Raw genomic sequence first — 22,316 nt, 5'->3', positions numbered from 1 at the left:
AAAACGCCGCTTACTTCGCCTTTTTCGTCAGGATCTCTAATAAGCGGTCCAATCCGCCCTCGTCGATGGCCACATTGACGACCTGGCGCACGGCGGGCTTGGCCCGATAACCGACGGACAGCCCGGCGGCGCGCATCATCGGCAGGTCATTCGCGCCGTCTCCCACCGCGATCGCGCGGTCCACCCCTACCCCGCGCTGCGCGCACACCTGCTCCAGTTTGCGGCGCTTTTCCTCGCCGTCGCAGATATCGCCCCACGGCTGCGCAAGCAGCCTGCCGGTCAGTTTCCCGTCGACCACCTCCAGCACATTGGCGCGCACGTCGTCCAACCCCAGCCGGGCGCGCAGCCGGTCGGTGAAACAGGTGAAGCCGCCGGTGACCAGCAGGCAGGTCAAGCCCGCCGCCTTGCAGGCCGCGATCAAGGTTTCAACGCCGGGATTGATGCGTACGCGTTCGTCGTAGACCTTATCCAGCCAGGCTTGCGGCATCCCGGCCAGCAAGGCGACGCGATCGCGCAGGCTTTGCTTGTAGTCCACCAGGTCTCCGCGCATGGCGGCTTCGGTCAGCGCCGCCACCTCGGCCTTCTTGCCCATCAGGTCCGCCATTTCATCCAGCGTTTCGATGGAAATCAGCGTGGAGTCCATGTCAAACGCAATGACCTGGTAGTCGGACAGGGACAACGGCGGCGTGATGCCGCGCCAATGCAAGCCGGGTACGGCGGACGATTCAAACATGGGTGCCTCGGTTCAGGTGGAGGTGGGCAGGCTGGGCGATTGCGCGCACAGCCACGCGATGAACAGCTGCGCGGCGGCGGCGGCCGGGCCGTCCTGACGGTACAGCGCGTGGATGCCGGCGTTGGGCAGATGGGGCTGCTCGAACAAGGGGCGCAATCGGTCGGCGCGTATATCGTCTTCAAGCAGGCACCACGGCGCCAGCGCGATGCCCAGGTCGTTCATGGCCGCCTGCATGCACAGGAATTGGTGGTCGAACACAGGCCCGGGCAATTGCGGCGGCACATCCACCTTGGCCAGCGCGAACCAGCGGGGCCAGTGGTCCATGCCGCCCGATATCTTCAGCAGCGGATGGCCCAGGCAATCGGCGGGCGCCCGCAAGCGGTTGCGCTCGATAAAGCGCGGCGAGGCCACGGGCACGTGAAAGTCGTCCAGGCAGTGCACGCATGCCAGCTCGGAATGCGCCATGAAGCCGTGCCGGATCAACACGTCGCTGCCCGTGTCGCCACCCCGGTCCAGATAAGGACGGGCCTGTGTCGTCAGCTGTACATCGATGCCGGGGTGCTGGCCCTGGAAGGTGGACAGGCGCGGGATCAGCCACTTCATGGTCAGCGACGGCGTGGCGCACACGCGCAGCACGCCACCATAGGCGGGCGCCTTGAATTTGGCCGTGGCGGCGGCGATGCGTTCCAGGCTGGCCTGCACTTCAGGAAAATATGCCTGCGCGCCCGGCAGCAACGCCACGCCACGCGCCTCGCGGGCGAACAGCGGCTGCCCCAGATAGTCTTCAAGCACGCGTATCTGCTGGCTGACCGCGCTGTGCGTAATGCTGAGTTCGTCGGCAGCGGCCGTAAAGCTGCGCAGCCGCGCCGCGGCTTCGAACACGCGCAGGGCTTTGAGCGGCGGCAGGATTTGCCCCGCCATTTCAGCGGCCGCCCGCCCGCACGCCCGCCGGGCGCCAGTGTGTGCTGCTCTTTCCCACGATTTCCCTTGTCGTCTAATTATTGGCGGCGTGGCCGGGCCACACCTGTCCTGTTCTGTTCTGCCGCATTCTATGGGATAGCGGCGTGGCCGACCTCTTAGAAAATCTAACGCCATGCCTTAAAAAACACTGCTGGTCGCGGCCGGGGCGCGTTCCTATGATGCCGGGAACCCAAGCAGGAACTGACATGGCATCGATTACGGTAGACGGCATCGCCAAGACATTTGGCGGACAGCAAGTGTTGAGCAATTTGTCACTGCACATACCCGACGGCGCGCTCTACACGCTGCTGGGACCCAGCGGCTGCGGCAAAACCACCTTGCTGCGCTGCATTGCGGGCTTTTATGCGCCCGATGGCGGCCGCCTGCTGTTCGACCAGGACGATGTGACACACGTGTCCGCGCACCGCCGCGACATCGGCATGGTGTTCCAGGACTATGCGCTATTCCCGGACAAGACCGCGTTCGACAACGTGGCCTATGGGCTACGCGCCCGGGGCGTTGCCCGCGCCGAGATCACGCGGCGCGCGAACCAGGCGTTGGACAACGTCGGCCTGCTGGCACTGGCTGACCGCTACCCCGCCCAGATGAGCGGCGGCCAACGCCAGCGCGTGGCGCTGGCACGCGCGCTGGTGATCCGGCCGCGCGTGCTGCTAATGGATGAACCGCTGTCCAACCTGGACGCCAAGATGCGTTTGCAGATGCGCGACGTCATCCTGGACCTGGTGCGGGAAGCGGGCATCACCACCGTATTTGTCACGCATGACCAGGAAGAAGCGCTGGCCATGTCGGACCGCATCGCCATCATGGACCACGGCAACATTGCACAACTGGGCACGCCGGAAGACCTGTACGGCACGCCGGTCAACGCGTACGTGGCCGACTTCATCGGGTCGGCCAACGTCATCCCGGTGCCCGCGCAAACCGGGCTGGCCGGCGCCCCGCAAGGGCATGTGCGCTATGAACTGTGCGGGCTGGGCTTTGATGGGATGCAAGGCAGCGCGCGGCTGGATGCCAACGGCGTGCTGATCGCGCGCCCCGAAGAGCTGGCGCTGATGGCCCCCACGCCCTACGTGCCCAATACGCTGCCCGGCAAGGTGCTGCGCCGCCAATACCTGGGCTTCAAGACCGCCTACCGCATCGCGCTGGACAACGGCACGGAGATCCGCGTCGAGCTGCACGCCGGCAACATGGTGGCGCAGTTCCAGCCCGGCGAGTCGGTGCAGGTGCTGATCCCCGCCGACAGCCGCGTCGTCAACGCCTGAGGACGCGCGCGCCATGAAAATCAAATGGTGGCCCTGGGGCATCCTGACCGCGATCAGCCTGGTCCTGCTTCTTTTCTTTGTGCTGTATCCGCTGGGAGTGCTGTTCGGCAACAGCATCACGGGGCAGGATGGCGGCTTCACGCTGGACGGCTTCAAGGCGTTGCTGGCCGATTCGCAATACCTGGAGGCGTTCGGCAACACGCTGATCCTGGGCCTGGCCGTCACCACCTGCACCGTGCTGGTGGGCGTGCCGTTCGCGTACCTGGTGGCGCGCTACGACTTTCCGTTGAAGAACCTGGTGGCGATCCTGCCGGTGCTGACCATCGTGATTCCCGAGATCATCGTGGGCCAGTCCTGGTTGCTGCTGTTGGGCAATAACGGCTTGTTGACCAATCTGCTGGGCGACGTGGGTATTTCGCTGCCATCGTTCTACGGCTGGACGGGCATGGTGTTTTCCATGACGCTCGTCTACTACACCTACATTTACCTGGGCGTGCTGGCCGCGTTGCGCGGCTTTGACGGACAGCTTGAAGAAGCGGGCCTCAGCCTGGGCACGCCGCCGTTGTTGACGCGCTTGCGCGTACTGGTGCCGGTGCTGCTGCCCGCCGTGCTGGTCAACGCGCTGGTGGTGTTCACGCTGGTGGTGGGCAACTTTGCGTTGGCGATGCTGTTGGGCAGCCGCGTGCCGCTGTTGTCCGTCATGACGTACAACACCTTCGTCAGCGAAATGGGCGGCAGCCCCACGCTGCAAAGCGCCATGTCGGTCGTGTCGATTGCCATCGTGGCCATCGTGCTGTTTTTTCAGAAGCGCGTGGTGGAACGCAAGGTCTACACCATGACGCAGGGCCGCGCGCCGGCCGCCGTGCGGGTGCGTTCCTGGACGGCGGTGCTGTACGCGGGTGGCGTGGGCCTGGTGATCCTGGTGTCGATGTTGCCGCTGATCATCGTGTTCATCGCCGCGTTCACCAAGACCAGCGGGCCGGTCATGCAATGGGGCCAGTGGTCGCTGGCCAGCATGCAGCGCGCGCTGCACGGGGCGCCCGAACCGATCCTGAATTCGCTGAAGTTCGCGTCCCTGGCGACGGTGTTGGGCGTGGCGTTCGCGGTGCTGGTCAGCTACCTGACGATCAAGAAACGCAGCGCCTTCACGCAGGTGCTGGACTACATCGTGGTGCTGCCGCTGACGATTTCGGGCACGGTGCTGGGCATTGCGCTGGTGCAGACGTTCAACACGGGCTGGCTGGTGCTGGCGGGTACCGCCGGCATCATGGTGCTGTGCTACACGGTGCGACGCCTGCCGTTCGCGGTACGCAACGCGTCGTCCGTGCTGTTCAACATTCCAGATTCCATCGAAGAGGCGTCGATCAGCCTGGGCGTGTCGCCGCTGATGACGTTTTTCAAGGTGATCCTGCCCGCCATGAAGGCATCGATCATTTCCGCCGCCATCCTGATGTGGCTGACGACCATCTCGGAACTGTCCGCGTCCATCGTGGCCTATAGCGGCGGCCTGGAAACCATGCCGATCGCCATCTTCCGCCAGGTTGACGGCGGCAGGCTGGGCATGGCGTCGGCCTATGGCGCGGCGCTGGTCACGGTGATCGTGCTGCCCATCATCGTGTCGGTCAAGGCGTTTCGCATCAAGCTGTTCTCCGGCAAATAACCCCCTAAAGCTCTAAAGGTTACCCATGCAAATCAAGCACTTGATCCAGACCAGCCTGTTGGCGGCCACCCTGGCCGCCGGCGCGGCGCACGCTCAGAACGTCGTGCTGTATTCGTCGAACAATACGGAAACCATCGAGACCGCCTTGGACGCGGTCAAAAAGAAGAGCCCCAAGCTGAACGTGCAGCCCGTCACCGGCGGCACCGGCACGATGATGAAGCGTATCGAAGCCGAATCGCAGAACCCGCGCGGTGACCTTTTCTGGAGCGGCGGTTTTGGCACGCTGGGCGCGTATCGCCAGCAGTTGCAGCCGTACCGTTCGGCGGACCTGGACAAGATTCCGGCCGAGTTCCGTGGCCCGGACGACCTGTGGGTGGGCACGAACGTGCACGTGATGGTGATGATGGTCAACGAACGCCAGTTGAAAGGCCTGCCCGCGCCGGCCACCTGGTCGGACCTGATGCAGCCACAGTGGAAGAACAAGTTTGCGATTACCGATCCGTCGAAAAGCGGCACGGCGTACATGCTGGTGTACGGGCTGTACAAGCAATTCGGTCAGCCCGGGCTGGACAAGATCGCCGCCAATGCCGTCGTTACCGCGTCGTCAGGAACCACCTACAAGGGAGTGGCGGCGGGCGAATATGCGGTAGGCATGACGCTGGAATACGCGGCGCAGGAATACGTGGCGGGCGGGCAAAAAGAGATCAAGCTGGTCTACCCGACCGAGGGCAGCTACCTGGCGCCCGAAGGCATGTTCATCATCAAGGGCGCCAAGAACCTGGACGCGGCCAAGGCGCTGTACGACGGCTTGCTCAGCAAGGAATCGCAGGAAGCGCAGCTGGTGAAGAACTTTCGCCGCCCGACCCGCACGGACGTGGCCGTGGCCAGCCTGACCACCCTGCCCGACCTGGCGTCGATCAAGATCTTCCCAGTGAGCCAGGAAGCGGCCGCCACCGAGTACGAAGCGGTGGTTGCAGCGTGGAACCAGGCGGTGTCGAAGGCCAAGTAAGGCAAGGCCGGGGCCGGGGCCGCCCGGGCGCGTCAGTCGCCCTGCACCATCCGGCCGGCCGCCAACACCAGCTGGCGTGCACAGCGCGCGGCCAATTGCGGGTCGTGCGTGACCAGCACCAGCGTGGTGCCGTGTTCGCGGTGCAGGTCGAACATCAAATCGATGACGGTGACGCCCGTGGCGGCGTCCAGGCTGCCGGTGGGCTCGTCGGCAAACAGCAGGTCGGGCTCAACCACGAAGGCGCGCGCCAGCGACACGCGCTGTTGCTCGCCGCCCGACAGCGTGCGCGGGTAATGGTGCAAGCGCGCACCCAGGCCCACGCGTTCCAGCATGGCCTGGGCCGGTTCGCGGGCGGGTTGGCCGGCCAACTCCAGCGGCAGCATCACGTTTTCCAGCGCCGTCAGGTTGGGCAACAGCTGGAATGACTGAAAGACAAAGCCCACATGGTTCGCCCGCAAGCGCGCGCGGCCGTCTTCGTCCAGCGCGAACAGGTCCTGCCCGGCCAGATGGACGCTGCCCACGCTGGGAACATCCAGCCCGGCCAACAGTCCCAGCAACGTAGACTTGCCCGAGCCGGAACTTCCGGTGATTGCCACGGCGCTGCCCGCCTGGACCGTAAAATCAATGCCTTCCAGGATAGAAAGCGTCCCGCCGGCATCGGCGACCCGCTTGCCCAGCCCTTTCACCTCGATCGAATTCTTGCTATCCATGCGCCTATTTTCCCTTCTGCGTCTTACGTCCGCCCTGAGTCTCGCCGTCATGGCGCTTCCCGCCCACGCTCAGACCGCCGTGGCAGCCCAGGGTTCCGCGCCTCGCACGGTACTGGTGGTGGGCGACAGCCTGGCCGCCGAATACGGTATCAAGCGCGGCACGGGCTGGGTGCCGCTGCTGGCGGCGCGGGTTTCCGAACAATACCCTAAGTACCAGGTCGTCAATGCCAGCATCAGCGGCGACACCACCAGCGGTGGCGTGGCGCGCTTGCCGGCACTGCTGCGCCAGCATGCGCCGGCCGTCGTGGTGCTGGAACTGGGGTCGAACGATGCGCTGCGTGGTTTGTCGCTGACGATGACTGAACAAAACCTGCGCACCATGGCGCAGGCTGCCAAGCAAGCCGAGGCCAAGGTCGTGATCGTGGGCATGCAGATCCCGCCGAACTACGGCCGGGACTACTCGCAACGCTTTGCGCAGTTGTTTTCCACGGTTGCCAAAAATGAAAACGCCCGGCTGGTGCCATTCCTGATGGAGGGAATGGCAACAAACCGGGCGATGTTCCAGGCTGACGGCATCCACCCTAACGAGGATGCCCAGGCCCAATTGCTGGACAACGTGTGGCCGACGTTACAGCCACTCTTGAACTAAAAACCTAAGGGCCGGGGCCTTACCGACAAGGCCCCGGGTGCTGACGGATCAGCCCGCTGCCTGCGGCTGATCGCCGCGAATGACGTCGGCGGCGCTGGGCAGCACCTGCACCTTGTACTGTTCGCGCAGCATCTTGAGCAGCGCTTCGATTTCGGCCTGACCCAGGCCGCCCGACAACTGCTGCGCCAGACGGTCCTTGGCGGTAGCGTCGACCGAACCGGCTTCAACCTTTTCCAGGCGAACCAGCGTGTAGTCAGCGCCCGATTGCACACCGGTGTAACCCGGCAGCGGCGTGGACGGCAGACGCATCGCGGCATCCACCACCGGCTGCGGCAAGTCCTTGGGGTCCTGGCGCGAAATTGTCACGGCGGGCGAGAAGCCTTCCGGCGCGGCGGCCGGGTTGGCCTCGTCGGCCGCCAGCGCGGCTTCGCCGGCTTTCTTGGCGGCTTCGGCCGAACGCTCTTGCAGCAGGCGGGCGCGGATGGAATCGCTGACCTTGTCCAACACAGGCACGTGGGCCGGTTCGATGTTGGCCACGCGCACCGCCATCATGACGGCGGGCGACAGTTCGATCACACCCGAGTTCTGCTTTTCACGCAGCACTTCGGCCGAGAACAGCGCTTGGCGAACGCGCGGGTTGTCCAGCAGTTCGGCATCCGGGCTGTCCGCGGCGGAGCCGGGGCCGGCCTTGTCGGCGGGCAGCAGGCCTTCGCGGGTGACGCCCGAGGCGGTGCGCAGCTTCAGGCCCACCGCGTCGGCGGCCGGTTGCAGGCTGTCGCGCTGGTCGTAGACCTGCTTGTTCAGCTGGCTGGCCATTTCCGAAAAGTGCACGGCGGCCAGTTGCTTGCGCACTTCGCCGGTGATCTGGTCCTTGACCTCGGCCAGCGGCTTGATGGCGGCGGGCTGGATCTCGGTGACCTTGACGATGTGCAGGCCGGCCGGGCTCTCAACCACGCCGGACACCTGGTCCTTGGTTTGGCTGAAAATGGCCTTTTCCAGCGGGCCGGACAACATGCCCGGCGCTAACCAGCCCAGGTCGCCGCCCTTGGCGGCAGAGCCCGCATCCTGCGAATTCTTGGTGGCCAGTTCGGCGAACTTGGCCGGATCGGCGGCGGCTTGCTTGGCCAGATCTTCGGCCTTGGCGCGTGCAGCCTTGCGAGCGTCTTCCGAGGCGCCAGGAGCCAGCTCGATCATGATGTGGCTGGCGCGACGGCGTTCCGGCTGGCCGAAGCGGTTCTTGTTTTGCTCGTAATAGGCCGTCAGGTCTTCGTCCTTGACCTGGATGCCCTGCGTGGCGGCGGCTTCGTCCAGCACCAGATATTGCACCTGCACCTGTTCCGGAATTTGCAGCTGCTGCTTGTTGGCGTCGTACCAGGCCTGGATATCGGCCGGCGTCACGGTCACTTGCGAGCGATAGTCTTCGGCGGCGAAGCGGCGCAATTGCACGGTGCGCTGTTGCGTCAACGCCGATTCCAGCGAGGCGACCACTTCGGCGGGTGCGCGGGCCGATTGGCCCACCGGGTCCAGCACGCGGCCCACGGCCAGATCGCGGCGCAGACCGGCTTCGAACGAGGTCGGCGACATGCCCTGCGCGGCCAGCACCTGGCGATAACGCTCGGGCGAGAAGCGGCCGTTGTCCTGGACTTCGGGAATCGCGGCGATGGTGTTGCGCAGCGTTTCGTCCGACACGTTAAAGCGGTTGTCCACGGCAACGTTGGCCAGCAAACGCTGATTGATCAGCTGGTTCAGCAGGCCTTCGCGCAAGGCGGGCGTGTCGGAGACGGCCGGGTCAAAGCGGGCACCCTGACGCTGACGCATCTGCTCAAGCTGGTTGCGGTGCGCCTGATCAAACTCGGCGCGAGAAATCGGCTGGCCAGCGACCGTGGCCAGCTCCGGCTCTTTGCGCATGAAGCTGTCATAGCCTTGAATTCCGACCAGGAAGAAGGACGGCACAATCAGAAGCAGCAGGATGAGCTGCATCCAGCGCCGATGGCTGCGAATAAATTCGAACATGGAATCCCTGTTGCCGCGCTTCGGGGGTGTCCACCCAAAGCCGCACGAAAACGCAAAAGAAAACGCAAAAAAAAGGGCGAACTTGATTCGCCCTATTCCCATACCGGTTATTACCGGATCAGCGGGCGGATTTTAGCATTTCTCACTTGCATCGGGCCTTTAGATTCTCTTCAGGTTTATCCCGGCAGGGCGTGGACCGGCCGCTTCCCACCGAAGCTCCGCACCGTCAACCCGGGAAATTCCCGTTTCCGCCCCCCGTAGCCACCCGTATCTTGCCCTGTGGGGCCGGCCGAAAACCGTGACGCGCCCCGACGCCGGCCGTTCGCCGACGCCCTTTCCTGTGCAACTTTATAAAGGGTTCCATCAATGCCGCTTACCTCTTTCCGCCAGCACGTCCTGCCCGCCTGCCTGGCTCTCGCCTTCCTGGGCGGGGCGCACGGGGCGCTGGCCGCGCCGGTGGCCGCCGTGCACGACGCTGCCAAAGCCCAGCAACAAGCCATGCTGGACACCATGCGCGACCTGGTCAACATTGAATCGGGCAGCAAGGACGTGGAAGGCGTCGAACGCATCGCCGAATTGATCCGCGACCGCCTGAAGGCGCTGGGCGGCACGGTAGCGATCATTCCCGCCACCGATGTGTTCCGCCTGGACGACACGCCGGAGAAGGTCGGCCCGATGGTGCATGCCGAGTTCAAGGGCAGCGGCACCAAGAAGATCATGCTGATCGCCCACATGGACACCGTCTACCGCAACGGCATGCTGAAAGACCAGCCGTTCCGCGTTGACGGCGACAAGGCCTACGGGCTGGGCATTGCCGACGACAAGCACGGCGTGGCGACGATCATCCACACGCTGACGATGCTGCAAAAGCTGGGATTTAAAGATTTCGGCACGCTGACCGTGCTGATCAACGGCGACGAAGAGATCAGCTCGCCGGGCGCGCGCAGCACCATCACGCGGCTGGGTGCGGACCAGGACGCGGTGTTTTCGTTTGAAGGCGGCGGCACCGAGCCCCGCCTGACCCTGGCCACCAGTGGTATCGGCGCGGCATACCTGACGGTGCAAGGCAAGACCTCGCACGCGGGCGCGCGGCCCGAGGGCGGCGTCAACGCGCTCTATGAATTGGCGCACCAACTGCTGCAACTGGACAAGCTGTCCAAACCCGAAGAAGGCTTGAAGCTGAATTGGACGGTGGCGCAGGCCGGCACCAATCGCAATGTGATCCCGGGCCAGGCCACCGCGCAGGCCGATGCGCGCGCCTTGCGCGTGTCCGACTTTGACGCCCTGGCGAAAACGCTGGAAGAACGCGTACAGAAAAAACTGCTGCCCGAATCGAAGGTCAGTGTGAAGTTCGAAGTACGCCGCCCGCCGCTGGAAGCCACCGACGCATCGCGCGCTTTGGCTCAGCATGGCGTCAAGGTCTACCAGGAACTGGACCTGCCTTTGAAGGTGGTGGACCGGGCCAGCGGCGGCGGCACGGACGCGGCGTTCGCGGCGTTGAAGGCGCGCGGCCCGGTCGTTGAAGGCATGGGCTTGAGCGGCTTCGGTGCGCACTCGAATGACGCGGAATACATTCAGATCAACAGCATCGTGCCGCGCCTGTACCTGGCCAGCCGGATGATCATGGATGTGTCCCAGGGCAAAGTGGCGTCCAAGTAAAACGGGGCCACCCCGCCGCAGCGCCTGGCTGGCGCCCAGCGGCGGGGCCCAGCGCCGAATCGCCCCCCAAGAAGGAGTATCCTTGCAACCCTGTCCCCAAGAACCCCAAGCATCACCAACATGACCGCAAATCTACCCTCCTGGCCCTATTCCCGTTACATCGCGCATCGCGGCGGCGGTCGTCTGGCGCCGGAGAACACCTTGGCCGCCATGCGCGTGGGCGCCGAGCACGGTTTCACGATGTTCGAATACGACGTCAAACTGAGCCGCGACAACGTGCTGGTGCTGATGCACGACGACGACGTCGACCGCACCTCGAACGGCACCGGCCCGGCCGCCGCCAAGACCTACAGCGAACTGGCGCAACTGGATTTCGGCAGCTGGCACTCGGCCGCTTACGCGGGCGAGCCCCTGCCCACCTTCGCCGCCGTGGCCCGCTACACCGTGGCCAACGGCATTGCCAGCAACGTCGAGATCAAACCCTGCCCGGGTCGCGAAGCCGAAACCGGCGCCGCCGTGGCACTGGCCTGCAAGCAGCTGTGGCAAGGCGCAAGCGTGCCCCCGCTGCTGTCTTCGTTTGCTGAAGAAGCACTGCAAGCGGCGCTGGAAGCCGCCCCCGAACTGCCGCGCGCCCTGCTGGTGGAAAAGGTGCCCGCCGACTGGCGCGAACGCCTTGCCAAATACAAGTGCGTTGCGCTGAACATCAACCAAAAAGACGCAACCCGCGAATTGATCGACGCCGTGCACGCCGCCGGCTATCGAATCGCGGCCTGGACCGTCAATGACCCCGAACGCGCCCGCTTGCTGCTGGACTGGGGCATCGACGGCATTTTCACCGACGAGCTGGCCGCGATCCGGCCGGCCGACTGAGGCAGAACGCCCCGTGTTCAGTTATCGCCACGCCTTTCACGCCGGCAACCACGCCGACGTGCTCAAGCACGCCATCCTGGTCCACACCCTGGACTACTTCAACAAAAAAGACGCGCCCTACTGGGTCGTGGACACCCACGCCGGCGCCGGCCTGTACAACCTGGAAAGCGACTGGGCAAACAAGACCTCGGAATTCGAGGAAGGCATTGGCCGCCTGTGGGAAGCCAAGGACCTGCCGCCGCTGCTGGCCGACTACGTCGCCCGCATTCGCGACTACAACACCAATGGCCGCTTGAAGCGCTATCCCGGCTCGCCGTGGCTGGCGCTGGATGTGATGCGCCCGTCCGACCGCCTGCGCCTGTTTGAAATGCACCCGACCGAAATCGACACGCTGGTCGTCAACCTGGAACACCAGGGCCGCACGGCGCAACGCCAGACCACGATTTATGGCGATGACGGCTTCGAAGGCGTGAAGGCCTTGCTGCCCCCGCCCACGCGGCGCGGCATGGTGCTGATCGACCCGTCGTACGAAGACAAGCACGACTATCGCCGCACCCTGATCACCGTGAAGGAATGCATCAAGCGCTTCGCCACCGGCACCATCGCTGTCTGGTACCCGCTGGTGCAGCGTCGCGAAGCCAGCGAAATGGCGCGTCACTTTGAAAACTTGAAGGTCAAGAGCTGGCTGCATGCCACGCTGACGGTCAAGAAGGCCACCATCGACGGCTATGGCCTGCATGGCAGCGGCATGTTCCTGATCAACCCGCCGTGGACGCTGCACGAAGGCCTGAAGCAAGCCATGCCCTACCTTGCCCGCGAACTGGGCCAGGACGAACGCGCGGGCTTCACCTTGCAGTACCGCGAAAACCCGTTCCCGGTGCCGAAGAAGCAATCGGACGACTAAGTCGACCAAGGCGACCAAGACCAAGTCGGCTACGTCGACCCGGTCTTTGGCGACCTGAAAAAAAAGGCCCGACCCTGATGGATCGGGCCTTTCTCATTCAGGGGCCGCCACCCCCGCTTCGCACAGTTAAACCGTTTCTTGTTCCTGCGTTTCGCTGCACACGGACTCACGGGCGGCAGCCAGCTTGGCGGCCGCGTCGCGCAGCGCAGTGCGCAGGCCCTCTTCAATGACGGGGTGGTAGAACGGCATTTCCAGCATGCGCGCCACCGTCAATTCCTGCTGCACCGCCCAGGCAAGCAGGTGGCCAATGTGCTCGGCGCTGGGGCCGACCATTTCAGCGCCCAGGAAACGGCCCGTGGCGATGTCGGCGTACACGTGCAGCAGGCCCCTGTTCTTGAGCATGACGCGCGAACGGCCCTGGTCGCTGAAGTCCACCTCGCCGACCACGAACGTGCCGGGGATAAGACGGCCATAACCCTGCCCCGCCAACGCAATCTGCGGGTCCGAGAACACCACCGCCAGCGGCGCGCGGCGCAGCCCGTTTTGCAGATCGGGGAAGCGCGCGGCGTTTTCGCCAGCGATGCGGCCTTCGTCCGCGGCTTCGTGCAGCAACGGCGCGTCGGCGTTGGCGTCACCCGCGATGAAGATGGCGGAATCACCTGCCTGCATCGTTTCGCGGTTGAACACCGGCACGCCGTGCACGTTCAGTTCCAACGACGTGTTCTCCAGGCCCAGACCGTCCACGTTGGCGCGGCGGCCGGTAGCGACCAGCGCGTAGTCAAAGCGTTCGATGCGTTCGGCGTTATCCAGCGTGACGTAGCGCACTTCCACTTCGTCGCCCACCCGCGTGGTCTCCAGCACCCGGGCATCCGGGTCCAGATAGAACTCGCGTTGGAAGATCTTGCGGGCGCTTTGGCGGACCTGCGGATCGCTGATGCCACCCAGGCTGCCGCTGACACCGAACACGCGTACATCGACACCCAGCCGCGCCAGCGCCTGGCCCAGTTCCAGCCCGATCACGCCGGGGCCAAACACCGCCACGCGGCGCGGCAGGTCGTCCCACGCAAAGACGTCGTCGTTCACCACCAGGCGGTCGCCCAGCGCGCGGAAAGGCGGCGGAACCGACGGCCGCGAACCCGTGGCGATCACCACGCGGGATGCATGCACCTCGGTGTGATCGTCGATCCGCAGCACGGTATCCGAGACAAAGCGGGCATAGCCACGCAGCTTGTCTTCAGCAGGAATGTTCTCGACGCCATCCAGCACAAAGCCCACGAAGCGGCCCCGTTCGCGTTTGACGCGATCCATGACTTCCGCGCCGTCCACCGTGATTTCACCGCCCACGTGCACGCCAAAGGCGTCGGTGTGCGCGGCGTTGTGCGCCGCTTCGGCGGCGGCGATCAACAGCTTGGAAGGCATGCAGCCCACGCGGGCGCAAGTCGTGCCGTAGGGGCCGCCTTCGATCAGCAGGGCGCGCTTGCCCGCCGCCTTTGCGGCGCGATAAGCGGCCAGGCCAGCCGTGCCGGCCCCAATGATGGCGATATCGGTATGCAGAGTTTTCATGACTGTGGTTCCCCTGTTGCGGGTAGCAAGGTTTCTAAAGGCGAGTTCCGCCTTGTTGCGCATCCTTGGGACGAACACCGTCCGGCGACGCCGCTTCGGGGTCGCAAAAGGAATGCAGTAAGGGTGCGTAAAAAGGGAAGCTCGGGCCGGTGCGGGCCAGGCGGTCTTTCGGCTACCGCCTGCCCTCACCGGCCGGGCACGGGGGGCTGCCCCTGCCCGGCTGCTTTGGGCGGTTGCCGGAAGCCCTTAGGCGAAGTGCGCCTTCAGGTCTTCCAGGCCGCCGATCAGCGTGCCGTTGATGAACACCTGGGGTGCGGTGCCCTTGCCGGCCACGGCGCCGATCACACGACCGCGCACCTTGTTTTCCAGCGGGATCTCGATCGGGGCGTAGCCCTTTTCGTCCAGCAGTGCCTTGGCTTCCACGCAGAACGGGCAGCCCGGCTTGGAGAACACGACCACCTGGTCAGGCTTCTTGGCCGTCGGAGCAACGTGCGCCAGCATGGTGTCGGCGTCCGACACTTCAAACGGGTCGCCTTCCTTTTCCGGTTCGATGAACATCTTTTGCACGACGCCGTCCTTGACCAGCATCGAATAGCGCCAGCTGCGCTTGCCGAAGCCCAGGTCGCTCTTGTCGACCAGCATGCCCATGCCTTCGGTGAAAGCGCCGTTGCCGTCAGGCAGCAAGGTGATGTTGGCCGATTCCTGGTCCTTGGCCCATTCGTTCATCACGAAGGTGTCGTTGACCGACACGCACACAATGCTGTCGACGCCGGCGTTGAAGAACGCGGGGGCCAGCTCGTTGTAGCGCGGCAAGTGGGTGGACGAGCAGGTCGGCGTGAAAGCGCCGGGAAGCGAGAAGACGACAACCGTCTTGTTCTTGAACAGATCGTCGGTCGTGACCTTCTTCCACGTGTTGTCCTCGCGGACGGGGAACGTTACGTTCGGGACACGTTGGCCTTCGCGGTTTTGCAGCATTCAAATCTCTCCTTGGGTAGCGGGTAGCGGGGTTTGTTTAACCACCATGGAAAGAATGATAAATGCCGGCTATCAATTAATCAAATTTAATAAACTTAATTGATCGATAGTTTTCTGCAATCAGACATTGAAAATCGAAAAGCGGTTCCTATCATAACCGCCCTTCGTTGGCTCAGTGGCTTAGACCCGGGCAGGCTCGTAGCCGGCCTCGCGGATGGCGGCTTCTACCTTGTCGGCCTGGTCCGTGCCGGACACCGTGACGCGGTGCGTCGGCAGGTCGACGGTAACGGTGGCCCCAGGTGCCGCTTGCGTCACCGCGCCGGTGATCGTCTTGACGCAGTGGCCGCAGGTCATATCCGGGACTTGGAATTCGATGCTCATGGTGGTTCTCCGTAAAGTCAGGGGCGGCGCGCAACAGATTTCGCACGCCATGCTTCGCAGCTTAAACATTCCCATCATGGCAAGGTCAAGCGTAAAATCCGCCTTGACCTTCCCACCATGGGAAGGATGAAACTGCAAGCTCCCCTCCAATCAGAGAACAGCCATGAGCGTTGCCAGCCCCTCCTCCACTCAGTTGGAACTTGCCATTGAAGGCATGACGTGCGCGTCGTGCGTCAAACGCGTGGAAAAGGCCCTGACCCAGGTGCCCGGCGTGGCCCAGGCGCAGGTCAACCTGGCCACCGAGCGCGCGCTGGTGTCGTTTGATGCCAATACCGCGCAGCCGCAGGCGCTGGTGGATGCCGTTGTGAAGATGGGCTACGAAGCCCGGCCCATCGCCGCGCAGGACGACCATGCCGAACGCCAATCGCAAGCGCGCGATGCCGAAGCCCAGCGTCTGCAACGGGCATTCACCGTGGCGCTGGTGCTGACGTTGCCCGTCTTCCTGCTGGAAATGGGATCGCACCTGATTCCCGCCATGCACCATTGGGTGCTGGGCACGATCGGCCAGCAAAATAGCTGGCTGTTGCAGTTTGCGTTGACGACCGCCGTGCTGGTCTGGCCCGGCCGTCACTTCTTCACCAAGGGCTTTACGGCGCTGTGGCGGCGGGCGCCCGAGATGAATTCGCTGGTGGCGTTGGGCGCCGGCGCCGCGTGGGGCTATTCCGTGGTGGCAACGTTCGCGCCCGGCTGGCTGCCCGAGTCGGCACGCAACGTTTATTTCGAAGCGGCGGCAGTCATCGTCACGCTGATTCTGCTGGGCCGCATGCTGGAAGCGCGCGCCAAGGGCAAGACCGGCGCGGCCATCAAGCGCTTGATCGGCTTGCAGCCGCGCACCGCGCGTGTCATGCGTGACGGGCAGGCCTTTGATGTCGAGATCGAAAAGGTCAAGACGGGCGACGTCGTCATGGTGCGCCCCGGCGAAAAGATCCCGCTGGACGGCGACATCATCGAAGGCAATTCGTATGTGGATGAGTCGATGCTGACGGGTGAGCCCGTCCCCGTCGAAAAGCAGCCAGGCATGCAAGCCACCGGCGGCACCTTGAACACGTCGGGCAGCTTCACGCTGCGCGTGACGCATACCGGCGCCGACACGATGCTGGCCCGCATCATCCGCATGGTTGAAGCCGCCCAGGGCGCGCGTCTGCCCATCCAGGCGTTGGTTGACCAGGTCACCGCGTGGTTCGTGCCGGCCGTGATGGCGGCCGCCCTGCTCACCTTCCTGACCTGGTTCTTCCTTGGCCCCACGCCCGCGCTGTCGCACGCGCTGGTCAACGCGGTGGCGGTGCTGATCATCGCCTGCCCCTGCGCGATGGGGCTGGCCACGCCCACGTCCATCATGGTGGGCACCGGGCGCGCGGCCGACATGGGCGTGCTGTTCCGCCAGGGCGACGCCTTGCAGACCCTGCGCGACGTCAACGTGGTGGCGTTTGACAAGACCGGCACGCTGACGCTGGGCAAGCCGACGATGACCGAATTGACGCCGGCCGCCGGTTACGCCGAACACGACGTCCTGCAATGGGTGGCGTCGGTGCAGGCGCGTTCCGAGCATCCCATCGCGCTGGCCATTGTGGCGGCCGCCAAGGATCGCAAGATGGCGCTGCTGCCCGCCGATGGCTTTGCCGCCATTACCGGAGCAGGCGTGGAAGCTGCCGTGGCGGGCCACAAGATTTTGGCGGGCGCGGCGCGGCTGATGGCCGAACGCGGCGTGGATGTCAGCGTATTTGGCGCGCAGGCCGCCGATTGGGGTAACGAAGGCAAGACCCCGATCTACGTGGCGGTCGACGGCAAGGCCGCAGCCATGATGGCCGTGACCGACCCGATCAAGCCGTCCGCCGTGTCAGCCATTGCCGCGCTGCATGCGCAGGGCTTGAAGACCGCGATGATCACCGGCGACAACCGCTACACCGCGGCCGCCGTTGCGCGTCAATTGGGCATTGATGAGGTGCGCGCCGAAGTGCTGCCGGACGGCAAGGTGCAGGCCATTGAAACGCTGCGCGAAGGCGGCCGCAAGGTCGCCTTCGTGGGCGACGGCATCAACGACGCACCGGCCCTTGCCGCCGCCGATACCGGCATTGCCATCGGCACGGGCACGGACGTGGCCATCGAGGCGGCCTCGGTCGTGTTGATGGCCGACGACCTGCACGGCGTGCCCAACGCCATCGCGCTCAGCCGCGCCACGCTGGCCAATATCCGGCAGAACCTGTTCTGGGCGTTTGCGTACAACGCCGCGCTGATTCCGCTGGCTGCCGGCGCCTTGTACCCCGCCTTCGGCCTGTCGCTGTCGCCCATCTTTGCCGCCGGTGCCATGGCCCTGTCCAGCGTCTTCGTGCTGGGCAACGCGTTGCGCTTGAAAGCGTTCCGGCCGCGCACCGCTCACGTTTGATACCAGGAGCCTGACCATGAATATCGGCGAAGCCGCAAAAAGCTCGGGCATCTCGGCCAAGATGATCCGGTACTACGAAAGCATCGGGTTGATCGGGCCGGCGGTGCGCACGGATTCCGGCTACCGGGTCTACAGCGACCACGACCTGCACACGCTGCGCTTTGTGCGCCGCGCGCGTGACCTTGGCTTCTCTGTTGAGCAAATGAACGAGTTGCTGGCGCTATGGAAGGACCGCAGCCGCGCCAGCGCGGACGTCAAGCGCATTGCGCTGGAGCATGTGCAGGAGCTTGAGCGCAAGGCCGAAGCCCTGCACGACATGGCCGCCACGCTCAAGCATCTGGCGCAGAACTGCCACGGAGACGACCGGCCCGATTGCCCCATCCTGGAAACGCTGGGGCGCTCGCACTAGCAGCGCCGCCCCTGCCCGCACTGGCGCCTATCAGTCTTTTACTGGCGCGACGGGTTCCGCGACGGTGTCGGCGTCGGCTTGCGCAACGTCGGCTTCGGAGGCTTGGCCGACAACGCCCGCTTCGGCAGCCTCGGCGGCAACGCGCGCGTGGTAGGCATCGGTTGCCGCTTGCTTGGCGGCCGCTTTTTCAGCGGCGGCAAGCGCCTTGGCCTCTTCTGCCGCGATGGCGTCGGCTTCGGCCTGGATGGCGCGCTGGCGTGCGCGTTCCTTGACTTCGGCCACGCCCTCGGCGTCCAACGATTCGAACACCGCAATCGATTCCACATGGCCCGTGTGCGGGAACATGTTGATGACGCCGGCGCTCTTCAATTCATAGCCCCCTTCGTGCACCAGAATGGCCGCGTCGCGCGCCAACGTGGCCGGGTTACAGGACACGTAGACGATGCGGCGCGGGCGCTCTTGCACGGACAATTCCGCCAGCGCCTGCGACACCGCGTGCGCGCCTTCGCGCGGCGGGTCGATCAGCATGCGGTCGAAATAGCCCAGGCTGCGCAGCCAATGCGCGTCGACCTCGAACAGGTTCAAGGTGGCAAAGCTGGTGCGTTCGGCCAGGCCATGGCGCGCCGCCGCGTCAAATGCACGATCCGTCAGCGCCTTGCTGCCTTCCACGCCCACGGCTTCGCGGCCCTGGGTTGCCAGCGGCAAGGTGAAGTTGCCCAGGCCACAGAACAGGTCTGCGACGCGGTCGGTGGGCTGCACGTCCAGCAGCTTGAGCGCACGCGAGACCATCGCGCGGTTGATGGCGTGGTTGACCTGCGTGAAATCGGTGGGCCGATACGGCATGCGCAGGCCGAATTCGGGCATGGTGTACGACAGCGTGTCGGCATGCTCGCGCTCTAGCGGGTGCACCGTTTCCGGGCCCTTGGCCTGCAACCACCACTGCACGTCGTGCTTGGCGGCAAAGGCGCGCAGGATGGCGATATCGCCGTCGGTCAGGGGCAGCAGATGGCGCAGCACCAGGGCCGTCACGCCTTCACCCAACGACACCTCGATTTGCGGCATGCGGTCGGGCGCCGACATTGAGCCGATCATCTCGCGCAGCGGCAACAGCAGGTCGCTGACGTGGCGCGGCAGCACATGGCATTCGCGCATGTCGGCCACATAGCTGCTTTTACGTTCGTGAAAGCCCACCAGCACCCCGCCCTTCTTGGGCACGACGCGCACCGACAGGCGCGCGCGGTAGCGATAGCCCCAGGTGGGGCCTTGCAGCGGCGGCAGGATGAGCGCGGGGCGGAGCTTGCCGACGTGCCAGAAGGTATCTTCCAGCGACCGTTGCTTGATGGCCACTTGCGTGCTGGGTTCCAGATGCTGCATGGCGCAGCCGCCACAGACCCCGAAGTGCGGGCAGCGCGGCTGGACGCGTTGCGACGACGGGCGCATGACCTCGTCCACGCGGGCGATTTCGTAGGATGGCTTGCGGCGCAGCGTTACGGTGGTGACCCGTTCACCCGGCAGCGCGCCTTCCACGAACACGACCTTGCCGTCGCGGCGGGCGATTCCCCTGGCTTCCAGATCCAGGGACTCAATACTCAAAACGTCTGACATCTCACGCAGTCCAGAATTACACGCAACCCATGATTGTAGAAGGACTGCGCCCATTCCCGGAAATGGTCTTTGACGGGGCCGGAAGGCCGGGGCGGACGGCCCGGTGCGCCAAGGTGCGCCGTCAAGCCGTCCGCGTGATGTCGGCGCAAGTCGATTGCCACCACAACGCCGTCATGGCGGCCAATGCTGCCGCGGCTCCCGCCAGCGGCAACACGGGCAGTCCTGCCCAGGCGATGGTCAGGCTGCCCAGCCCGCCGCCCACAGCGGTGCCCAGGTTGAAAGAGGCGATGTTCAAACCCGCAGCCACCGCCGTGAACGCCGGCACGTAATGCTGGGCCTGTTTGAGCAGTCGCAGCGTCAGCACGGTCACGATGCAAAAGAACACCAAGCCCAGCACCCCCGCCAGCGCCAGCACGGCCCAAGACGACGCGCGGAACTGGAACAGGGCCAGCATGGTTGCCACCAGGGCCGCCAATGCCAGCATGGCGGCGCGGTCGGGGTCCATGCGGTCCGCGAGATACCCGCCCAGCAGATTGCCGCCGATGGAAAACAGGCCGAACAGCAGCATGGCCGTGCTAAGTTGCCGCACGCCGGCCCCGGTGACCTGCAACAGGTAGGGCGACACGTAGGTGAAAAAGCAGAACGTCGCCACGCTGACCAGCGCACCGACGCCGGCCGTCATCAACATGCGCGGGTGCGCAATGGCGCGCAAGCCTGCGGCCATGCCGGAGCCGGTTTGGGGTCGCGGCGGGACGCTGCCCCGTCGGCTTGGCCCCTGGCCTGCCAATTGCCCCGCCTGTGAGCCCGACTTTGAGCCCGGCTGTGAGCCCGGCTGTGAGCCCGACTGTGCATCCGGCTGCGGCGGAGTCGACCGACCCGGCATGCAACACAGCAGCCCGCCCAGCCCAACCAAGGCCAACACACCAATCGCCAGGAACACCACGCGCCAGGACCACACGCTGCCCAGGAACGTGCCCAACGGCACGCCAAGCGCCAGCGCCACGGTCAGGCCGATCCACACGACGGCGACGGCGCGGCCCGCGCGTGCCGGCTCCACCAGCCGCGTCGCCGCGTCGGACGCCACGGCCATGAAGACGCCATGCGCCAAGCCGACGGCGAAACGCACGCCCAGCAAGACGGGCAGCGTCGCTGACACGCTCATCAAGCCGCTGCCCACTGCCAATGTCGCCATCGCGCAGGCCAGAATGCGGCGGTCTCGCCAGTGCGCCACCCACGCCGTCAGGAGGGGTGCGCCGATAGCAGCGCCAAAAGCGTAGGCCGCGATCGCCGTGCCCACCGCTTCAATGCGGGCGTGCAGGCTATCGGCCATCGCAGACACCAGGCCCGCGACAACAAACTCCGACAGGCCAAAAGCGAAGGTGCAAACAGAGAAGAGATAGACGGCGATGGGCATGAGGCTTCCGGGCTCGACAATGACAGTTGCCGAGCTTAGGGCGCCGCCCGCTATTCGTAAAATATCTTATTCATGCACGAATAAGACTGTGTACGTCTTACCGATTTACTCGCGCTGCGCGTCTTGCGTCACTGAACGGACAACGTCCAGCAGGCGATCCCGCACCGGAGAATCCCGCGCGGGATTCCACGCCATCAACAGTTCTACCTGCAACAAGGCAGCCGGCGCATCGGTCGCCAGTGGCCGGAACACCACGTCGGCGCGCCCCGCCTGAGCCACCGATGTGGGCAGCAACGCCACCCCGAAGCCCGCCGCGACCAGCGCCGCCACAGTCTGCAACTGGCGCGCTTCCTGCGCCACCCGGGGAACAAAGCCGGCCGTCTGGCAAAGCTGGATCAACTGATCGTGAAATCCTTGGCCCAGCCGTCGGGGCGACGCCACAAAGTCCTCGTCTTTCAATGCAGCCAGCTCGACCACCGCGCGCGCTTGCAGGGGATGCCCGGCGGGCAAGGCCACTTGGATGGGTTCTTGCAGCAGCGATTCAAATCGCAGGCTGGGCGTCGTGGTACCGGGCGGCCGCATGAAGCCGATATCGGCGTGGCCGGCCTCAAGCGCCAGCACCTGCTCTTGCGTGGTGGCCTCTTGCAGCGTGAAGGCCACGGCGGGATGCGCGCCACGGAAGTCCCGCAACGCGCGCAATAACGTGGGATACGGCGCAATGTTGATGAACGTCAGCGTCAGGTGGCCGTCCATGCCTTGGGCGACGCGCCGCGTGTGGGCGACGCCGTCGTCCAGCGCGTCCAGAATGCTACGTGCCGATTGCAGGAACGCCGCGCCGGCCGGGGTCAGCGCCACGCTGCGATTGGTACGTACAAACAGCGCCGCGCCGATCTCCGCTTCCAGCCGGCGGATAGCCTGACTGAGCGGCGGCTGCGCCATGTGCAGGCGCTGCGCCGCGCGATTGAAGTGCAGGGTTTCCGCCACGGCGACAAATTGCCGCAACAAACGGGTTTCGATCATCGAGACGCCCAGGATATTGTTCTGACGCCGTGAGTATATTTTTATCCTGGGCGCGG

At 65.0% G+C, this 22,316-nt stretch carries 19 protein-coding genes; 9 read left to right on the top strand and 10 right to left on the bottom strand.

All coding sequences use genetic code 11. The annotated features are described in order from the left end of the window. Nucleotides 1-10 precede the first annotated feature (10 nt). Together serB and KYT87_RS13345 are read right to left on the bottom strand one after the other, a co-directional pair. Nucleotides 11-733: a phosphoserine phosphatase SerB gene (serB, locus tag KYT87_RS13350; RefSeq protein ID WP_219992437.1), complete on the bottom strand. Its 723-nt coding sequence runs from the start codon at nucleotides 731-733 to the stop codon at nucleotides 11-13. Nucleotides 734-745: 12 nt separating this feature from the next. Then, nucleotides 746-1,654 (bottom strand): LysR substrate-binding domain-containing protein, encoded by a 909-nt coding sequence (locus tag KYT87_RS13345; protein WP_219992436.1) that lies wholly within the window; start codon nucleotides 1,652-1,654, stop codon nucleotides 746-748. 245 nt (nucleotides 1,655-1,899) lie between these two features. Here KYT87_RS13345 and KYT87_RS13340 point away from each other — a divergent pair, with 245 nt between their 5' ends. Genes KYT87_RS13340 through KYT87_RS13330 form a run of 3 tightly spaced genes read left to right on the top strand, consistent with a single transcriptional unit; the run spans nucleotide 1,900 to nucleotide 5,645 of the window. Next, the gene (locus KYT87_RS13340; RefSeq protein ID WP_219992435.1) at nucleotides 1,900-2,976 is read left to right on the top strand and encodes an ABC transporter ATP-binding protein; all 1,077 of its coding nucleotides are present in this window, start codon (nucleotides 1,900-1,902) and stop codon (nucleotides 2,974-2,976) included. A 13-nt stretch (nucleotides 2,977-2,989) separates the two neighbouring features. Then, complete coding sequence (locus KYT87_RS13335; RefSeq protein WP_120155413.1) at nucleotides 2,990-4,636, top strand: iron ABC transporter permease; 1,647 nt, start codon at nucleotides 2,990-2,992, stop codon at nucleotides 4,634-4,636. A 25-nt stretch (nucleotides 4,637-4,661) separates the two neighbouring features. After that, nucleotides 4,662-5,645, top strand: coding sequence for an ABC transporter substrate-binding protein (locus KYT87_RS13330; protein WP_120155411.1), 984 nt, complete (start codon nucleotides 4,662-4,664; stop codon nucleotides 5,643-5,645). Between the two features lie 32 nt (nucleotides 5,646-5,677). Here the strand turns inward: KYT87_RS13330 and KYT87_RS13325 are convergent, their stop codons facing one another. Further along, entirely contained in the window at nucleotides 5,678-6,355 is a 678-nt protein-coding gene (locus tag KYT87_RS13325; protein ID WP_046804971.1) for an ABC transporter ATP-binding protein, read from the bottom strand. On the opposite strand from KYT87_RS13325, the gene KYT87_RS13320 reads away from it, so the two are divergent. Beyond that, on the top strand, nucleotides 6,354-7,004 hold the full coding sequence (locus tag KYT87_RS13320) for an arylesterase (RefSeq protein WP_304505154.1): 651 nt from the start codon (nucleotides 6,354-6,356) through the stop codon (nucleotides 7,002-7,004). The genes KYT87_RS13325 and KYT87_RS13320 overlap by 2 nt on opposite strands. Before the next feature lie 48 nt (nucleotides 7,005-7,052). Here the strand turns inward: KYT87_RS13320 and KYT87_RS13315 are convergent, their stop codons facing one another. Further along, entirely contained in the window at nucleotides 7,053-9,017 is a 1,965-nt protein-coding gene (locus tag KYT87_RS13315) for a SurA N-terminal domain-containing protein (RefSeq protein WP_219992433.1), read from the bottom strand. A 366-nt stretch (nucleotides 9,018-9,383) separates the two neighbouring features. On the opposite strand from KYT87_RS13315, the gene KYT87_RS13310 reads away from it, so the two are divergent. The 3 genes from KYT87_RS13310 (at nucleotide 9,384) to KYT87_RS13300 (ending at nucleotide 12,450) form a co-directional block, all read left to right on the top strand. Beyond that, on the top strand, nucleotides 9,384-10,676 hold the full coding sequence (locus KYT87_RS13310) for a M20/M25/M40 family metallo-hydrolase (RefSeq protein ID WP_219992432.1): 1,293 nt from the start codon (nucleotides 9,384-9,386) through the stop codon (nucleotides 10,674-10,676). 120 nt (nucleotides 10,677-10,796) lie between these two features. Next, entirely contained in the window at nucleotides 10,797-11,546 is a 750-nt protein-coding gene (gene ugpQ, locus KYT87_RS13305) for a glycerophosphodiester phosphodiesterase (RefSeq protein WP_046804975.1), read from the top strand. Between the two features lie 13 nt (nucleotides 11,547-11,559). Beyond that, nucleotides 11,560-12,450 (top strand): 23S rRNA (adenine(2030)-N(6))-methyltransferase RlmJ, encoded by an 891-nt coding sequence (locus tag KYT87_RS13300; RefSeq protein WP_046804976.1) that lies wholly within the window; start codon nucleotides 11,560-11,562, stop codon nucleotides 12,448-12,450. A gap of 126 nt (nucleotides 12,451-12,576) precedes the next feature. On the opposite strand, the gene KYT87_RS13295 is transcribed toward KYT87_RS13300, so the two are convergent. From KYT87_RS13295 to KYT87_RS13285, 3 genes are all read right to left on the bottom strand, one after another. Continuing rightward, nucleotides 12,577-14,013 (bottom strand): dihydrolipoyl dehydrogenase, encoded by a 1,437-nt coding sequence (locus KYT87_RS13295; protein ID WP_046804977.1) that lies wholly within the window; start codon nucleotides 14,011-14,013, stop codon nucleotides 12,577-12,579. Between the two features lie 246 nt (nucleotides 14,014-14,259). Next, nucleotides 14,260-14,988: a glutathione peroxidase gene (locus KYT87_RS13290; protein ID WP_219992431.1), complete on the bottom strand. Its 729-nt coding sequence runs from the start codon at nucleotides 14,986-14,988 to the stop codon at nucleotides 14,260-14,262. A 180-nt stretch (nucleotides 14,989-15,168) separates the two neighbouring features. Then, nucleotides 15,169-15,369 carry a heavy-metal-associated domain-containing protein gene (locus KYT87_RS13285; protein WP_219992430.1) on the bottom strand — a complete coding sequence of 67 codons (201 nt, stop codon included), beginning with the start codon at nucleotides 15,367-15,369 and terminating at the stop codon, nucleotides 15,169-15,171. A gap of 163 nt (nucleotides 15,370-15,532) precedes the next feature. Between KYT87_RS13285 and KYT87_RS13280 the strand changes: the two genes are divergently transcribed. Continuing rightward, the gene (locus KYT87_RS13280) at nucleotides 15,533-17,812 is read left to right on the top strand and encodes a heavy metal translocating P-type ATPase (protein ID WP_219992429.1); all 2,280 of its coding nucleotides are present in this window, start codon (nucleotides 15,533-15,535) and stop codon (nucleotides 17,810-17,812) included. 16 nt (nucleotides 17,813-17,828) lie between these two features. Beyond that, complete coding sequence (gene cueR, locus KYT87_RS13275; protein WP_046804981.1) at nucleotides 17,829-18,221, top strand: Cu(I)-responsive transcriptional regulator; 393 nt, start codon at nucleotides 17,829-17,831, stop codon at nucleotides 18,219-18,221. Nucleotides 18,222-18,251: 30 nt separating this feature from the next. Here cueR and rlmD read toward each other — a convergent pair whose 3' ends face one another. The 3 genes from rlmD to KYT87_RS13260 all read right to left on the bottom strand — a co-directional run bounded on the left by rlmD (nucleotide 18,252) and on the right by KYT87_RS13260 (nucleotide 22,260). Further along, entirely contained in the window at nucleotides 18,252-19,826 is a 1,575-nt protein-coding gene (gene rlmD / locus KYT87_RS13270; protein WP_046804982.1) for a 23S rRNA (uracil(1939)-C(5))-methyltransferase RlmD, read from the bottom strand. A 121-nt stretch (nucleotides 19,827-19,947) separates the two neighbouring features. After that, a complete protein-coding gene (locus KYT87_RS13265) occupies nucleotides 19,948-21,240 on the bottom strand; it encodes an MFS transporter (protein WP_219992428.1) in 1,293 nt (430 codons plus the stop codon). Nucleotides 21,241-21,345: 105 nt separating this feature from the next. Further along, on the bottom strand, nucleotides 21,346-22,260 hold the full coding sequence (locus KYT87_RS13260; RefSeq protein ID WP_219992427.1) for a LysR substrate-binding domain-containing protein: 915 nt from the start codon (nucleotides 22,258-22,260) through the stop codon (nucleotides 21,346-21,348). Nucleotides 22,261-22,316: the final 56 nt, after the last annotated feature.

It is taken from the genome of Achromobacter sp. ES-001 (assembly GCF_019448355.1).
In the GTDB taxonomy this organism is placed as follows: Bacteria; Pseudomonadota; Gammaproteobacteria; order Burkholderiales; family Burkholderiaceae_B; genus Achromobacter; species Achromobacter spanius_B.
This window is presented reverse-complemented; position numbering and strand designations above follow the sequence as displayed.

Bases quoted from the DNA above. Each gene is read 5' to 3' on its own strand.
- rlmD (WP_046804982.1), bottom strand. From the start codon at position 19,826: ATGTCAGACGTTTTGAGTATTGAGTCCCTGGATCTGGAAGCCAGGGGA.
- cueR (WP_046804981.1), top strand. From the start codon at position 17,829: ATGAATATCGGCGAAGCCGCAAAAAGCTCGGGCATCTCGGCCAAGATG.
- KYT87_RS13325 (WP_046804971.1), bottom strand. From the start codon at position 6,355: ATGGATAGCAAGAATTCGATCGAGGTGAAAGGGCTGGGCAAGCGGGTC.
- KYT87_RS13340 (WP_219992435.1), top strand. From the start codon at position 1,900: ATGGCATCGATTACGGTAGACGGCATCGCCAAGACATTTGGCGGACAG.
- KYT87_RS13335 (WP_120155413.1), top strand. From the start codon at position 2,990: ATGAAAATCAAATGGTGGCCCTGGGGCATCCTGACCGCGATCAGCCTG.
- ugpQ (WP_046804975.1), top strand. From the start codon at position 10,797: ATGACCGCAAATCTACCCTCCTGGCCCTATTCCCGTTACATCGCGCAT.
- KYT87_RS13315 (WP_219992433.1), bottom strand. From the start codon at position 9,017: ATGTTCGAATTTATTCGCAGCCATCGGCGCTGGATGCAGCTCATCCTG.
- KYT87_RS13320 (WP_304505154.1), top strand. From the start codon at position 6,354: ATGCGCCTATTTTCCCTTCTGCGTCTTACGTCCGCCCTGAGTCTCGCC.
- KYT87_RS13290 (WP_219992431.1), bottom strand. From the start codon at position 14,988: ATGCTGCAAAACCGCGAAGGCCAACGTGTCCCGAACGTAACGTTCCCC.
- KYT87_RS13260 (WP_219992427.1), bottom strand. From the start codon at position 22,260: ATGATCGAAACCCGTTTGTTGCGGCAATTTGTCGCCGTGGCGGAAACC.
- KYT87_RS13265 (WP_219992428.1), bottom strand. From the start codon at position 21,240: ATGCCCATCGCCGTCTATCTCTTCTCTGTTTGCACCTTCGCTTTTGGC.
- serB (WP_219992437.1), bottom strand. From the start codon at position 733: ATGTTTGAATCGTCCGCCGTACCCGGCTTGCATTGGCGCGGCATCACG.
- KYT87_RS13345 (WP_219992436.1), bottom strand. From the start codon at position 1,654: ATGGCGGGGCAAATCCTGCCGCCGCTCAAAGCCCTGCGCGTGTTCGAA.
- KYT87_RS13280 (WP_219992429.1), top strand. From the start codon at position 15,533: ATGAGCGTTGCCAGCCCCTCCTCCACTCAGTTGGAACTTGCCATTGAA.
- KYT87_RS13330 (WP_120155411.1), top strand. From the start codon at position 4,662: ATGCAAATCAAGCACTTGATCCAGACCAGCCTGTTGGCGGCCACCCTG.
- KYT87_RS13285 (WP_219992430.1), bottom strand. From the start codon at position 15,369: ATGAGCATCGAATTCCAAGTCCCGGATATGACCTGCGGCCACTGCGTC.
- KYT87_RS13295 (WP_046804977.1), bottom strand. From the start codon at position 14,013: ATGAAAACTCTGCATACCGATATCGCCATCATTGGGGCCGGCACGGCT.
- KYT87_RS13310 (WP_219992432.1), top strand. From the start codon at position 9,384: ATGCCGCTTACCTCTTTCCGCCAGCACGTCCTGCCCGCCTGCCTGGCT.